This window comes from Oricola indica, from assembly GCF_965227485.1.
GTDB classification, from domain to species: Bacteria; Pseudomonadota; Alphaproteobacteria; order Rhizobiales; family Rhizobiaceae; genus Oricola; species Oricola indica.
The window spans coordinates 4,870,536-4,885,472 of the sequence record NZ_OZ245747.1 but is presented as its reverse complement, the minus strand read 5'-3'; the positions used below and the strand labels follow the sequence as shown (position 1 = coordinate 4,885,472).

Sequence of the window (14,937 nt, the reverse complement as noted above, 5' to 3'; positions counted from 1 at the left end):
GCGAACGGGCCGAATTCTATTTTGGTCCCACATTGGTTAATGAGCACTCAACACTTGTCCCGGGCTGGAACAAGAAAGAGCGCGTCCTAGGGAGTGCGAATGCCCCTGAGCCGAAAACCGCTGGTCGTCATCACGCGCAAGCTGCCGGAGGCCGTCGAGGTCCGGATGCGCGAATTGTTCGATGTGCGTCTGAACGAGACCGACCGGCCGATGTCGCGCGAGGAACTGGCCGAGGCGATGGGCATCGCCGAGGTGCTCGTGCCGACCGTCACCGACAGGATCGACGCCGAGCTGATCAGCAGGGCCGGCCCGCAACTGAAGCTGATCGCCAATTTCGGCAACGGCGTCGATAATATCGACGTCAAGGAGGCCCACGCCCACGGACTGACTGTCACCAACACGCCCAATGTCCTCAACGAGGACACGGCCGACATGACCATGGCGCTGATCCTCGCCGTGCCGCGCCGGCTCACCGAAGGCGCGGCGGTGCTGACGGGCGAGGGCGAATGGCAGGGCTGGTCGCCCACATGGATGCTCGGCCGCCGCATTTCCGGCAAGCGCCTCGGCATCGTCGGCCTCGGCCGCATCGGCATCGCGGTGGCGCGTCGCGCCCGCGCATTCGGCCTGTCGATAAATTATCACAACCGCCAGCGCATGTCGGAGTCGATCGAGACCGAGCTTGGCGCGACCTGGTGGGAAAGCCTCGACCAGATGCTCGCCCACATGGACATCGTCTCGGTCAACTGCCCGTCCACACCGGCGACCTTCCATCTCCTGTCGGCGCGCCGGCTCGAACTGCTCCAGCCGACGGCCTATATCGTCAACACGTCGCGCGGCGACGTGATCGACGAGAACGCGCTGATCCGGCTGATCGAGGAGGATCGCATCGCCGGCGCCGGCCTCGACGTCTTCGATAACGAGCCGACTCTCGACCCGCGCCTGCGCGAACTCGCCCGCAAGGGCAAGGTCGTCGTCTCGCCGCATATGAGCTCGGCGACCATCGAAGGCCGCATCGAGATGGGCGAAAAGGTCATCATCAATATCCGCATGATGGCCGATGGCGACCGCCCGCCGGACCGCGTCCTGCCGTCGATGGTGTAAGCCTCAGACCAGCCCCAGCTCCGCGTCGGTCGCGGACGCGTGGTATTTGTCGCGCGGCGGCCAGGGCCGATCCTTCCAATCAGGCGTAAAGACGAAGCTTGAGACCGAGCGGCCCTTCGGCAGCGCGCCATTGCCCGCGCCGAGCGCATAGTCGTGGTAGCTCTTGACGATTTCCTCGTATGTAACCTGCTGCGCGGCCTCGTGCTCCAGGCAGGCGGCCCTCCACTTGCGCACCCGGTCGTATTCCACGCCCGACGGCAACTCGAAATTCTCGTAGTAGTCGAGAAACCAGAACCGCATGAACATCGGCGTGAACACGGCCTCGGCCAGACCGAAGTCGTCGAAGAGAAACGTGCCGCCGGGATTGTGTTCCATCAGGAAGCCGTTGATGTCCCGGTAGAGCGCCAGCAGCTTGTCGTTGAATGCGTCGCGTTTCGCCCGGTCCTGGTTCATGACGAAGAGATACCCCGCCGCCGTGAACGGACCTTCCTTTGCGATCAGCATGTTCTCGACCGCATGTTCGAACGGGTCGCTTCGCCGAACCGGGGTTCCGAAAACCTCGTCGAAATAGCGCAGGATAACGAGGCTTTCCTTCAGGATGCGCCCGTCGGGCGTTTCCAGAACCGGCAGGGCTGTCGTGCCGCGCGTCTTCTTCAGCAATTCCGGGTCGCGTGGCTTGGTAATGTCGACGACGCTGAACGCCACGTCGCCGGTGCAGCCCTTCAGTGCCAGCAGGATTTCCAGCCGTTGCGAAAACGGGCAGACCGGAATGTGGTAGATGGTGGGAAGAATGGTCATGCATGCTCCTCACTGGCTCGGAGCCGAATCCAAGCGCCGCGCTTACGCAACGTCAAGTGCCGGGAAGGCATCGCCTTCATGTCCCGACCGATGGCCTATGCCGGGTCGATCGTGTCCGGGATATAGCCGCCGGTCTGTCGCTTCCACAATTTGGCGTACAGCCCGTCCTGCTCGAGAAGCGCCGCCGGCGTTCCCTCTTCGGCAATGCGGCCTTCGTCGAGGACGACGATCCGGTCCATGCTGGCGATCGTCGAGAGACGGTGCGCGATCGCGATCACGGTCTTGCCTTCCATCAGCAGCGCCAGCTTGTCCTGGACCGCCGCTTCCGCCTCGCTGTCGAGCGCCGACGTGGCCTCGTCGAGAACGAGGATCCGCGCGTCCTTGAGAAGCACCCGCGCAATGGCGACGCGCTGCCGCTGTCCGCCCGAGAGCTTCACGCCGCGATCGCCGACATAGGCATCGAAGCCGGTGCGGCCTTCGCCGTCTTCCAGATCGGCGATGAAACCGTCCGCCTCGGCAAGCGCGGCGGCGTGTTCCATCTCCTCGCGCGTCGCCTCCGGCCGGCCATAGAGAATGTTGTCGCCGACCGATCGGTGCAGCAGCGACACATCCTGCGTCACGACGCCGATACTGTCGCGCAGGCTCTCCTGGGTCACGTCGCGGATATCCTGGCCGTCGATCCGGATTGCGCCGCCCTCGACATCGAAGAAGCGAAGCAGAAGGCTGACCAGCGTGGATTTGCCCGCACCCGACAGCCCGACCAGCCCCACCTTTTCGCCGGGCCGGATGGACAGCGACAGGTCGCGGATGACCCGTTGTCCCTCGCGGTACTCGAACCGGACGCCGCTGAATTCGACTGCGCCCTCGCTCACAACGAGTGGCCTCGCATCCGGCGCGTCGACGATCGTCGGCGGCGTGGTGACCACGGGCATGGCGTCGCGGATCGTGCCCACCGCGCGGAAGATCTGCTGGCCCATCTGCAGGAAGGCGCGCGAATTCGCGCTGAGCCGCTGCACGATGGCGATCGAGGCGACGAATTCGCCTGTCGTGACGAAACCAGCGACCAGGCCCCAGAACCCGATGGCGATATTGGCGACTAACAGCAGCGCATTGAAAACCACGACGGTGCTGTCGGTCGTCAAATGCAGGCGCCGTTCCATCTGCTGGGTGCGGATCGATTCGCCCATCACGCCGCGCATCGCGCCTGCTTCGCTGTCCTCGGCGGCGAACAGCTTCACCATCTGGATATTGGCGTAGAGGTCAGTCATCGCGCCGACCACGAGGCTGCGCGCGCGGGCGGCATGGCGCGAGTGCTCCGCGAAATGCGGCACCGCGACGACGGCGAGGGTGACGTTGGCGGCGATCCATATGAAGACCGGTATCGCAAGCGGCCAGGACAGTGTGGCGAGCAGGACGAGCGAGCCGACAAACTGTACCAGGAAATAGGGCACGGAATAAAAGGCGACGACGATCTGCTGCTGCACGGCCGAAGCGACCTGCGAGATACGCGAGGCCACTTGTCCCGCGAACAGGTCCTGGAAGAAGGCGAGATCCTGCCGCTCGACCGCCTTGTGCCCCTGCCACTGCATCGCCGCCGGCATGCTGACGGCGACGACCTGGGAATTTAGCGTGTTGGCGAGAAAGATGAGCTCCGGCACCACGGGAACGATGAGAAAGCCGAGAAGCGCCAGGATCGGCCATTCCTCCGACAGGAACACGGAAGCGCCCTTCGCCCCGACACCGTCGACGGCGAACGAGATACCCCAGATGGTGGCGAGGTTGATTCCCTCGACCGTCACCATCAGCAAGGCCACGGCCGCCAGGACACCGCGAAACATCCGCGCGAAATGCGCCAGAAGGGCGAATGGTCCGCTCGCGGGAAGCGGCTCATAGGGAATGTCGAGCGGACGGACGATCGTCTCGAAGGGGCGAAAAATGAAATCGGACGCTGACATGGCGCTCACCCGCGCCGCCGGTAAGTCATCGTCTGGAACCGCACCGAAAGCGCGTCATAAAGCAGCAGCTTTCCGACCAGCGGTTCGCCCGCCCCGGTGATCAGCTTCAGCGTCTCGACGGCCTGCAACGTGCCGATTACGCCGGCGACCGCGCCGAGGATGCCGGCCTCCGCGCAGGTCGGCACCGTGCCGTCCGGCGGCGGCTCGGGAAACAGGTCTCGGTAACGCGGATTGGGCGTGCCCTCGGCGTCTGTCTCGTGCGGCGCAAGTACGGTCAGGCTGCCGTCGAAACGGCCGAGCGCGCCCGCGACGAGCGGCATCGCCAGCGCCTCCGCCATGTCCGCCACGAGGTAGCGCGTCTCGAAATTGTCGGAGCCGTCAACCACGATGTCGTAGTTCTTCATGATCGCGGACGCGTTGTCCGCCGTCAGCCGCGCGCGATGTTCGACGATTTCGACCAGCGGATTGACCCCGCCAAGCGCGTGCGTCGCGCTCTCGGTCTTCGGTCGCCCGATATCGCCGGTCCCGTGCAATATCTGGCGCTGCAGGTTGGAAAGGCTCACCGTATCGTCGTCGACAACGCCCAGCGTGCCGACCCCGGCAGCTGCCAGGTAGAGAAGCACCGGGCTGCCGAGCCCGCCCGCGCCGATCACCAGGACGCGCGCGTTCTTCAGCTTCTGCTGGCCGGCGCCGCCGATCTCGGACAGGATGATGTGGCGCGCATAGCGCTCGATCTCGTCGGGCTTCAGGGCCTTGTCGTCGCTCATGTCGGGTCCGCTTCCGCCGCAAGGGCGCCGTTTTCGACCCGGAAATGCTGCGCCCGGTCCGCCAGCGCGTCGAACAGCGCCCGGTCGGTGCCGGTCATGAAGGCTTGTCCGCCGACGTCGTCGATGCGGTCGAACAGGGCGGCGCGGCGTGCCGGATCGAGATGCGCCGCGATTTCGTCGAGTAGCATGATCGGCGCCATGCCGGAAACCGTGCGCGTCAGGCTTGCATGGGCGAGCACCAGCCCGACGAGAAGCGCCTTCTGTTCGCCAGTCGAGCAGCGCGCTGCCTCCATGTCCTTTTCCGTGTGGCGGATGGCGAATTCGGCGCGGTGCGGTCCCGACAATGTGCGTCCCGCCGCCCGGTCGCGGTATCGCCCGTCGCGATAGTCGGCGGCAAGCCGGTCCTCGATTTCACCGGCCGCCATGCCCTCGCGCGCGGCCTCCTCCATCGTGCCGACCAGCGCGAGCGTGGCTGTCGGAAACGGATCGTCGCCGTCGCGCCGCGCGTCGATGATGCCCGCGAGCAATCCCGCCAGCTCCTGCCGCGCAGCGATGATCGCCGAGCCGAGTGCGGCCAGTTGCGTTTCGGTCGCGGCGAGCCAGGCATCCGTCTGGCCGGTCGCGGGCTCGTCGAGCAGTCGGTTCCGCTGCCGCATCGCCTTTTCGTAATCAGCCGCCCGGCGGCCATGCGCCGGGTCGATGGCCAGCACCATGCGGTCGAGGAAACGCCGCCGGTCTGAGGCCGGGCCGGTGAAAAGCCCGTCCATCGACGGCGTCAGCCAGATGATGCGGCACAGGTCGAGCAGTTCGTCGGCGGTCTTGGCGTTGGTGCCGTTGATGCGCAGCCGGCGCTGCCCGGCGTCGCCGAACGCGGTGCCGGTGCCGATCGCATAGCTCTCGCCGTCGCGTTCCAGCGTCGCGTGGATCGCGAAACCGTTCTCGGTCCCGGCCTTCGCCACGTCGGACAATTGCGCGCGGCGCAGGCCACGGCCCGGCGACAGGAACGAAACAGCTTCCATGAGATTGGTCTTGCCGGCACCGTTCGGCCCGGTCAGCACGATATGCTTCGGCTGGAACGTGACCGAAAGCTGCGCATAGTTGCGAAACGCCGTCAGTTTCAGCGCGGAGAGATGGCTTTCCGGCGTCATCGTCCCACGGTTCGCGGATCCCGCTCCTAGACGCGCATCGGCATCAGCACGTAGAGCGAATTCTCGTCCGCCGTGTCGATGATCAGCGTCGGCGATCCGGCATCGGCAAGCGTGAACTTCACGTCGGATCCGGTGATCTGGTTGGTGATGTCTAGAAGGTAGCGCGCGTTGAAGCCGATCTCCATCGGTTCGGCCTCGTAGCCCACCGCCAGTTCCTCGGTCGCCGATCCGGAATCGGGGTTGTTGACGGTCAGCGTCATCTGGCCATCCGTGAGCGCGATCTTCACCGCTCGCCCGCGTTCGCTGGAAACGGTCGAGACGCGGTCGACGGCGGAGGCGAAGGTCTGCCGGTCGACCATCATGTCCTTGTCGTTGGCGGTCGGTATGACGCGCTGATAGTCCGGGAATGTGCCGTCGATCAGTTTCGAGGTCAGCACAATGCCGCCGATGGTGAAGCGAATCTTCGAGTCAGAGAGTTCCACGGTCACCGCGACATCCGGATCGTCGACGAGCTTCTGCAACTCGCCCACCGTCTTGCGCGGGATGATGATGCCTGGCATCTGTTCGGCGCCGTTCGGCGCGGTGGTCTCGCAGCGCGCCAGCCGGTGTCCGTCGGTCGCCACGGCGCGCAGCACCATGTCGCCGTCGCTTTCGGCCGTGTGCATGTAGATGCCGTTGAGATAGTACCGCGTCTCCTCGGTCGAGATGGCGAACTGGGTGCGGTCGATCAGCGCCCGCAACTGCCCGGATTCGAGCCGGAACGTATGCGTGAACTCGCCGGCGGTCAGTTCCGGGAAGTCGGATTGCGGCAGGCATTGCAGCTTGAAGTTCGAGCGCCCCGAAATCACCGTCATCGAATTGCCGTCGGCATCCGTCGACAGCATGACTTCCGTGCCGTCGGGCAGCTTGCGCACGATGTCGTAGAGAAGATGCGCGGCGACAGTCGTCGCGCCCGCCTGTTCGACCACTGCCGGCACGGCCTCCGTGATCTCGAGGTCCAGGTCCGTCGCCTTCATTTCCAGCGCCGAACTGTCGGCTTTCAGGAGCACGTTCGAAAGGATCGGTATCGTATTGCGGCGCTCCACCACCCTGTGAACGTGGTTCAGGGATTTCAGCAGGTTGGCTCGCTCGATTGTGACACGCATTGTTCGCTGTCCGCTTGGGTAAATCACTGATGGACCGGCGGAATGACGGGTGGCGCGGCTGCGGATTCGGGCGAATCCGTCGACGCCGGGTCCCCGCCGGATCGGACCGCGAATGTGGCGGTTTGCGGTCCGAAAAGCAAGCGCGCAGCAAAAGGCCGCGCACGCGGCGCGGCCAAAGATTGGGGAAAAGAGCGCAGTCCCGGCGATGCGCCGCCGGGGCCGCTTGTTATTCCTCGATCAGTCGCTTCAGGAGCTCGAGTTCCTTGGCAAGCTGGCCGTCTTCGGCGATCATCGATTCCACCTTCCGCACCGCGTGCAACACCGTCGTGTGATCACGCCCGCCAAAGCGGCGGCCGATTTCCGGCAGCGAACGCGGCGTCATGATCTTGGCCAGATACATGGCGATCTGGCGCGGTTTGACGATCACCCGCGTACGCCGGTTGGACAGCATGTCCGTGCGCGACACATTGTAGTGGCGCGAGACGGCGCGCTGGATGTCCTCGATGCGGATCTTGCGGTTGTCCTCGACGCGCACGAGATGGCCCAGAATGTCGTCGACACGATCGATCGAAAGGTCCGGCTCGAACGAGTGACGGAAGACCAGCTGGTTGAACGCGCCTTCCAGTTCGCGGAAGCTGGAGGTCACGTTCTTGGCGACGTGATCCAGAACGTCGCTGCCGATCTCCAGCGTCAAATCGTCCCGCTTTGCGCTTTCGAGGCGCTGCTGCAGCATGGCGAGCCGCATGTCGTAGTCGGGCGCGCCGATTTCCAGCGCAACGCCGCCCTGCAGGCGCGATCGCACCCGTGCATCCAGCGATTCCAGTTCATGCGGCGGCCGGTCGGCGGCGACGACCACCTGACGCGCGCTGTCGAGCAGCGTGTTGATCAGATGGCAGAACTCCGACTGAATCTTCTTGCCCTGCAGGAACTGCATGTCGTCGATGATCAGGAGGTCGATATCGTGCAGCGTTTCCTTGAGAAGGAGCGCATTGTTGTCGCGAATGGCGCTGGCGAAACGCCACATGAAATATTCGGCGGTCAGATAGACGACGCGCTTCTTGGGCTCGTCGGCGAGCACGCCGTTGGCGATCGCCTGCAGAAGGTGCGTCTTGCCCAGGCCGACCGAGGCATAGATGAACAGGGGGTTGAAACGGGCCGAATTGGCCCCCTGGTCGGCAGCTGCGCGGGCTGCGGCGAGGCTGACGCGGTTGGACTTGCCTTCGATGAAATTGTCGAAGGTGTAATGCGAGTCGATCGGCGAGCCGATCAGCTTGCCATTGGCGTTCTGCTCGGCGAAGCCGCCGCTGCGCGCCGCCTTGGCCCGGTCCTGGTTGTACACGGCGCGGGCGACCGGCTGCACGGAGGTCTTCTTGGCGGCAAGGCCGGGGTTCTTTGCGTCCTCGGGACGGATATGCGCAGGCTTCGTCGCGCTGCGCACAACGATCTCGACCTGCATGATCTGCGGAACCTCTTCCGTCCAGAGCGCCAGAAGGTCGTCTATATAATGGCTGTTGATCCACGACCGCAGGAAGGCCGTCGGCACGGACATCCGCGCCACGTTGCGGCTGACCGAATCCAGTTTCAGGCGGCCGAACCAGCTGTTGTAGACATCGGCGCCGAGCTTGGCGCGCAATCGCTGCTGCACGCGGTCGAAAGCCGCTTTTCGTTTTGGAGTATCGTTCTCGAAATCGTCTGGAGTGGTATCCGGCCCGTCCATCTTGTCGTCGCTCAAAATTTCCCCCTTGATCGAAGTCGAGGCCGATTGTGTTGCGCGTTTTCCAATCATTATCGCTGGTATGCCGGTCGGTCCCTCGTTCCGCCCGCTGATGCGCCCGCTATCGTATCTCATCGACCCTCTCTCTGTCGCCAGTGTTCATCGGTATGTGTTGGGTGTGGTCGTCGATTCCGCGTTGCCCGTCGCGGATTCGCCACTGTCGGTCGTCTATCTCTTGCCCGGCGCCCCCACGGCATAGCCTCACCGTTCACCGGTCGCGAAACCGACGGTCCCCGAGGCTGTTCTCGTTCTCGTTTGGAGTGACAGGCGAAGTGCCTGTCGTTAGACAAAACCCTGCCGTCTTCGCGCCCTGGATCCCGAAAAAAGAACCCTGCGGAGAAGCGCGCCGACGTCTGTTTGAGCGTCTTGTCTGATGGGCTCAAGATAGCGAAAAGCGGCATGCGAAAGCAAGTCGTGTTTACCGATTTTTAATCTCCAAAGCGGACCAAATCGGACGTCGGCTGATGCGATTCGAGCCTTGTGTAAACCTAAACAATTGTGATTCCACGACTTTAGATTTTGGCTCCGGAGAGCCCCCGTCGGGAATCTAATTTTTTAATTATTTCTCATCGTAAGATTTTGGGAGAGGGATTCCACATGGGGTTATCCACGTGGAGGATGCGATTATAAGTTATTGTAATTATTTGTTTTTTTTAAAACGACCGAAAATCAGGCGACAGTTTCGCGACATCCGTCGCGATCCTGTTCATGTGGGCGTCGCCGCCTAAGGCTTTGCGCCAGAACGCAAAACCCGGTTTCCACAAATGGTGGCTTCTCGCCGCCCGGCAACAAAAAAGCCCGGCAGGGCCGGGCTCGAAAAAATCATTTTGCCAGCTAATGGAAATCAGCTTGCAATCGCCTTCACGCGAGACGCCAGGCGCGAGATCTTGCGCGACGCCGTATTCTTGTGCAGCACGCCCTTGGAAGCGGCACGCATGATCTCCGGCTGCGCGGCTTTCAGCGCGTCGCTTGCCGCCTTGGCGTCGCCGGCTGCGATCGCTTCCTCGACCTTGCGCATGAAGGAGCGGATGCGGGAGCGGCGGTTCGTGTTCACCGCGGTGCGGCGTGCGATCTTGCGCGTCGCCTTCTTGGCCGAGACTGTATTGGCCATGGTGTCCTCTTTCTTTTTTCCGGGTCCCCGCGGCGGCGTTGGCGCCAGTCAGGGCAGCTAAAAACGTAATGGCGACCGGTTGGCCGCCAAGGTGCGCGGTCTATACGCGCAAATCACCGGGTCGTCAACGGTTCTTGAAGCTCGGCGAACGCTTCTCCGCGAAGGCGGCCATGCCCTCTTTCTGGTCCTCCAGCGAAAACATCGAATGGAAGACCCGCCGCTCGAAGCGAAGCCCTTCGGCGAGCGTCGTTTCGAACGACCGGTTGACCGTTTCCTTGGTCATCAGAACGACCGGCGCGGAGAAGGAGGCGATCTTGCCGGCGGCGCGCATCGCTTCCTCGATGACATCGTGATCGGGCACGACCCGCGCCACGAGCCCGGAGCTCTCCGCCTCGGTGGCATTCATCAGCCGTCCGGTCAGGCACATTTCCATCGCCTTGGCCTTGCCGATGGCCCGGGTGAGGCGCTGCGTGCCGCCCATGCCCGGCATGACGCCGAGTGTGATTTCCGGCTGGCCGAATTTCGCGCCCTCGCCGGCGATGATGAAGTCGCACATCATCGCCAGCTCGCATCCGCCGCCCAGCGCATAGCCGGAGACGGCCGCGATGATCGGCTTGCGGGTCGCCGCGAACCGGTCCCAACCCGAGATGAAGTCGCCCATATAGACGTCGACATAGGTGTGGGACTGCATTTCCTTGATGTCGACGCCGGCGGCGAAGGCCTTGGCCGATCCCGTGATCACCATCGCGCCGATCTTGGCGTCCTTGTCGTATTTGCCGACCGCGTCGAGCAATTCTTCCAGGAGCTTCGAGTTCAGCGCATTCAGCGCGTCGGGCCGGTTCAGCGTGATCAGGCCCACATCGCCGCGTTTCTCTGTCAGGATCGTGTCGTAGGCCATCTTCGTCTCCCCGTTCGACATGCCGTTGGACCGGCTACTTCTGGCACGCCGGACAGTAGAAAGTCGAGCGCCCCGATTGGACGATGCGGCGTATCGTCCCGCCGCATCCGTCGCTGCGGCAGATTTCGCCCTCGCGGTCGTAGACGGCGAAGGAATGCTGGAAATAGCCGAGCGTTCCGTCGGCCTGCATATAGTCCCTGAGCGACGATCCGCCGGCGGCGATGGCGTCGGCGATGACCGCGCGGATCGCATCGGCCAGGCGTATGCAGCGTTGCGTCGGCGTCCCGTCGCGGCGCACCAGCGTGCCTGCCGCGCGTTTCGGCGACAACCCGGCGCGCCACAGCGCCTCGCACACATAGATGTTGCCGAGACCGGCGATCGCGCTCTGGTCGAGCAGCGCCGCCTTCAGCGGCGTCCGGCGTCCGGCCAGCATCCGCGCCAGCGCGGCGCCGTCCAGCGCGTTTCCGGTCGGCTCCAGCCCGAGATTTTTCAGATGCGGATGCTCCGCCATGCCGTTTCGGTCGGTCAGGAACATGAAGCCGAAGCGGCGCGGATCGTTGTAGATCACCCGGCACGCCGCACCGTCCGTGCGCGCGAGATGGAAGACCACATGGTCATGCGCCGCCAGCTTGCCGCGCGCATGGTGGAAGCCCCCCGGCATCGTTGCCTCGTCATCTGTCTCGATGCGAAAGGAGCCGGACATGCCGAGATGGCAGACCAGCACGCTCCGGTCGTCCAGCTCGACGGTGAGATATTTCGCGCGCCGCCCGAGCGCGACGATCCGCCGGCCTTCCAGCGACGCTTTCATCCCTTCCGGCAGCGGAAAGCGAAGATCGGGCCGCCGCAACTCGACATCGCCGATGCGCGCGCCTTCCATCGCCGGCTGCAGGCCGCGCCGGACGGTCTCGACCTCCGGCAGTTCAGGCATTGGCAATGGTGGAGAGGAACGACGTCCCGTGCGGTCCGGCATCGAGACCGAGATGCTCGGCGATGGTTTCGCCCATGTCGGCATAGCTCGGCCGGACGCCGATCGTCCCGGGCCGCAATCCCGGCCCCGTGCCGATGATCGGCACGCGTTCGCGGGTGTGGTCCGTGCCGCGCCACGTCGGATCGCAGCCATGGTCGGCGGTGATCATCATCAGGTCGCCGTCCCGCAGCTTCGCCGTCAGTTCCGGCAGCCGCCGGTCGAATGCCTCCAGCGCAGCGGCATAACCGGCGACATTGCGCCGATGGCCGTAAAGCATGTCGAAATCCACGAAATTGGTGAAGACGAGGTCGCGGTCGCCCGCCTCGTCCATCGTCTCCAGCGTCGCATCGAACAGCGCCATGTTGCCGGTCGCCTTGCGCAGCTTGGTAATGCCCTGGTGAGCGAAGATGTCGCCGATCTTGCCGACAGCGAGCACGCGTCCGCCCGCATCGGTCAGCCGGTCGAGCAGCGTCGGTTCCGGTGGCAGGACCGAATAGTCGCGCCGGTTGCCGGTTCGCTCGAAATCCTCCGCGCTGCTTCCGAGGAAAGGACGCGCGATTACGCGGCCGATATTCAGCGCATCGACATGGGTGCGCACCAGTTCGCACAGATCGTAGAGACGCTGCAGGCCGAAGGCTTCCTCATGGGCGGCGATCTGGAAGACGGAATCGGCGGACGTGTAGAAGATCGGCAGGCCTGTCTTCACATGCTCCTCGCCGAGTTCGGCGATGATCTCCGTGCCCGATGCATGCTTGTTGCCGAGCGAACCTTCGAGGCCCGCTTCCTTGTAGATCGTGTCGAGCAGGTCCTGCGGGAAGCAGGGAATCTCGTCTGGAAAATAGCCCCAGTCGAAGCGCACCGGCACGCCGGCGATCTCCCAATGGCCGGAGGGCGTGTCCTTGCCGTTCGACACCTCGTCCGCCGCGCCCCAGAAACCTGTGACGGTCGGCGCCTTGGAAGCCTCGGCCAGCGGATGGTCCGAGGCCGCGTCGAGCGCGTGGAAAAGGCCGAGCGTCGCCAGATTGGGCAGCGTCAAAGGGCCTTCGCGCAGGCCCGCCTCGTCGGCCTCGCCGCGTGCAGCGCGCTCCATGATGTGCCCGACCGTGTTCGATCCCGTGTCGCCGAAAGCCTCGGCGTCATTGGCACCGCCGATGCCGACGGAATCGAGGACGAAGAGAAATGCGCGCTTCATGAGATCAGCCTGCCAGATTGCATTGCCGGATGCGGCCGATCGGCCGGTCGGACACGGAAGATGGCATCGCCAAACGGCGGAAACAAGGTGAGGGATCTAACCTGTCGCGCCGGCACACCGGCGCGAGGTTCAGCAATTGGTGCAGGGAATGGACGCGCCGAGACGCGGGCGCAGGAAATAGCGTTCGCTCATCTCGATCACGCCGACGCCGTCTTTCAACTTGCCCGTCGTGTCGCCGATCAGCCAGTGAACGATCGGGACATAGTCGAGTTCCGCGTCAACGCGCACCAGAAACGTGCCGTCGATGCGCAGGTCGTCGGGCACCCAAGTGTTCTGGTTCTTGTTCAGACCGGCGTCGTCGAACGTGCCCTTGTTGTAGCGCCGTGCCCAGGCGACCTTGCCGCCGGTCGGATAGGAGGAATTCACATTGATCGCGGTGATCGTGATCCTCGGCTTCTCGGCGGTATAGGGAAACAGAAGCGACTCGCCGATTTCCAGCATGCCCTTCAGGTCGGCCTTGTTGGTTTCCGTCTGCTGGGTCACGAGGTCGGCCACCGTGGCGGCGATACGCGACACCTTTTTGTTGATCGAGACGGCGCCCGAAATCTCCAGCGTGCCGAGATACATCACCAGCATCATCGGAACGACGAGCGCAAACTCGATCGCGGCCGCGCCGCGCCGGTTTGCGGTAAAGCGACGGAACTTCGCGATGAGGCTGCGGGTCTTTGTCATCATCGCATGTCCTAGAATGGCTCGTTTTGCCAGGTCACGGAGGCATAGAGCAGCGTCTTGCCGTCCGGCAGGTTGGACATGGAGGACTGCATCACATCGATCAGCACCGGCCATTTGTAGAAGACGCGCAGCGAGACGATCGAGTTTTCCATGCCGGGATCGTATTTGAACCCGGTCGTATCGATGTCGCCATTGCCGTCATGCGGGATTTTCTTGGGCACTTCCGCGAAGCTGTTGTAGGACTGCAGGTCCCAGACGAGACCGCTGCACTTGCTGCCCGACATGACCGAAATCTCGTCGCAGATCTTCTGTCCGAACTGGCTCTTTGTCGTGTTGGCGAGCGTCAGCTGGCCGGTCCGGATTTCGCGCGAAATCGTGTCGACGGCATTGCTGACCACCTGTTGCGCGGTGAAAGAGACCGTCGTTTCGATGATCGCAAAGGACAGGAAGGCGAAGGGCAGGGCAAGCATCGCGAACTCGATCGCTGTCGCGCCGCTCTGGTCGCGACGCAAGGCACGGACGGCATCGCCAAGGTGCCGAATGGTGTTGAGCGCGCGTGACGCCATGATGACCCCGAGGAACATACTCGTTCCTGAATAGGCCGAAATGATTGAGGAATCGTTGTCGCGACGGCTAAGAATATGAATGTGCCGCCACGGCAGGGTCCCGGAATGCGGGCCCGGATCGCGATATCGCCGTCAGTCTTGTTCTTTCGCCCGGTTTGCCAGCCGCACGGCCCGGATGGACTGCACCTCGGCTTCCGTCAGATAGGCTTTCTCGCAATAGGGTTCGCAGGACAGGGTCTCGATATTGGCCTGCCTGTAAATACGAAGGGCCGTCCCGTTCTCGCGCGAAACCGCGATGCGCTCGTCGAGGATCGCGTTCCCGTCGACGTCGAGGATGACCATGTTGGTCTGTCCGAAGCCGCGTCCCGTCAGAACCAGCGTCTGTGAGTCGCGTACGGTCGCGTCGGCGATTTCCGGATTGCCGATGATCACGGTCGCTGCCGCCTGGGACAGCTTGACGATCTTGGCATGGTTCAGCACGACGCGGATGCCGGGCTCGGGAACGGCGTTCATGGCAAGGAAATCCTCTTCGGCGACAGCGGCCGGCGTATGGAGGAGGGCGCCTGCGACCGCCATTGCGGCCAGTCCGGATCGAATGCCCATGAACATGCCTGTACTCCTTGCAAACTCGGCCTCCAATATCGCCGCGAATGATGAACGAAGATTTAACCATAAGCGGGCCGCGCGGACGCCGCCGCACGCCTCCGCCGAAAGCTACGATTTGTTCACTATGAAAGCCCGTTTGGCGGGTTAAAGCTTTGGCAACCCTGTTCCTTAAGCGGG

At 63.7% G+C, this 14,937-nt stretch carries 14 protein-coding genes; 1 reads left to right on the top strand and 13 read right to left on the bottom strand.

Going from position 1 to position 14,937, the window contains the following annotated elements; translation table 11 throughout:
- Nucleotides 1-99 precede the first annotated feature (99 nt).
- Nucleotides 100-1,101, top strand: coding sequence for a 2-hydroxyacid dehydrogenase (locus ACQK2M_RS24130; RefSeq protein WP_425419911.1), 1,002 nt, complete (start codon nt 100-102; stop codon nt 1,099-1,101).
- Nucleotides 1,102-1,104: 3 nt separating this feature from the next.
- On the opposite strand, the gene ACQK2M_RS24125 is transcribed toward ACQK2M_RS24130, so the two are convergent.
- From ACQK2M_RS24125 to ACQK2M_RS24065, 13 genes are all read right to left on the bottom strand, one after another.
- On the bottom strand, nt 1,105-1,899 hold the full coding sequence (locus ACQK2M_RS24125) for a glutathione S-transferase family protein (protein ID WP_425419910.1): 795 nt from the start codon (nt 1,897-1,899) through the stop codon (nt 1,105-1,107).
- Nucleotides 1,900-1,994: 95 nt separating this feature from the next.
- On the bottom strand, nt 1,995-3,854 hold the full coding sequence (locus ACQK2M_RS24120) for an ABC transporter ATP-binding protein (RefSeq protein WP_425419909.1): 1,860 nt from the start codon (nt 3,852-3,854) through the stop codon (nt 1,995-1,997).
- Between the two features lie 5 nt (nt 3,855-3,859).
- A complete protein-coding gene (locus ACQK2M_RS24115; protein WP_425419908.1) occupies nt 3,860-4,621 on the bottom strand; it encodes a HesA/MoeB/ThiF family protein in 762 nt (253 codons plus the stop codon).
- The gene (gene recF / locus ACQK2M_RS24110; RefSeq protein ID WP_425419907.1) at nt 4,618-5,769 is read right to left on the bottom strand and encodes a DNA replication/repair protein RecF; all 1,152 of its coding nucleotides are present in this window, start codon (nt 5,767-5,769) and stop codon (nt 4,618-4,620) included. The genes ACQK2M_RS24115 and recF overlap by 4 nt, the downstream gene beginning before the upstream one ends.
- 26 nt (nt 5,770-5,795) lie before the next feature.
- A complete protein-coding gene (gene dnaN, locus ACQK2M_RS24105) occupies nt 5,796-6,914 on the bottom strand; it encodes a DNA polymerase III subunit beta (protein ID WP_223479124.1) in 1,119 nt (372 codons plus the stop codon).
- A 226-nt stretch (nt 6,915-7,140) separates the two neighbouring features.
- Nucleotides 7,141-8,763, bottom strand: a complete 1,623-nt coding sequence (dnaA, locus tag ACQK2M_RS24100; protein ID WP_425419906.1) for a chromosomal replication initiator protein DnaA — start codon at nt 8,761-8,763, stop codon at nt 7,141-7,143.
- Between the two features lie 769 nt (nt 8,764-9,532).
- Complete coding sequence (gene rpsT / locus ACQK2M_RS24095; protein WP_223479123.1) at nt 9,533-9,799, bottom strand: 30S ribosomal protein S20; 267 nt, start codon at nt 9,797-9,799, stop codon at nt 9,533-9,535.
- 124 nt (nt 9,800-9,923) lie between these two features.
- Entirely contained in the window at nt 9,924-10,697 is a 774-nt protein-coding gene (locus ACQK2M_RS24090; protein ID WP_425419905.1) for an enoyl-CoA hydratase, read from the bottom strand.
- A 34-nt stretch (nt 10,698-10,731) separates the two neighbouring features.
- Nucleotides 10,732-11,625 (bottom strand): bifunctional DNA-formamidopyrimidine glycosylase/DNA-(apurinic or apyrimidinic site) lyase, encoded by an 894-nt coding sequence (mutM, locus tag ACQK2M_RS24085; RefSeq protein WP_425419904.1) that lies wholly within the window; start codon nt 11,623-11,625, stop codon nt 10,732-10,734.
- A complete protein-coding gene (locus tag ACQK2M_RS24080; RefSeq protein WP_425419903.1) occupies nt 11,618-12,856 on the bottom strand; it encodes a phosphopentomutase in 1,239 nt (412 codons plus the stop codon). Before ACQK2M_RS24080 ends, mutM begins: the two co-directional genes overlap by 8 nt.
- Before the next feature lie 129 nt (nt 12,857-12,985).
- Nucleotides 12,986-13,588: a TadE/TadG family type IV pilus assembly protein gene (locus ACQK2M_RS24075; protein WP_425419902.1), complete on the bottom strand. Its 603-nt coding sequence runs from the start codon at nt 13,586-13,588 to the stop codon at nt 12,986-12,988.
- Nucleotides 13,589-13,599: 11 nt separating this feature from the next.
- On the bottom strand, nt 13,600-14,172 hold the full coding sequence (locus ACQK2M_RS24070) for a TadE/TadG family type IV pilus assembly protein (RefSeq protein WP_425419901.1): 573 nt from the start codon (nt 14,170-14,172) through the stop codon (nt 13,600-13,602).
- A 114-nt stretch (nt 14,173-14,286) separates the two neighbouring features.
- A complete protein-coding gene (locus ACQK2M_RS24065; protein WP_425419900.1) occupies nt 14,287-14,763 on the bottom strand; it encodes a pilus assembly protein N-terminal domain-containing protein in 477 nt (158 codons plus the stop codon).
- Nucleotides 14,764-14,937: the final 174 nt, after the last annotated feature.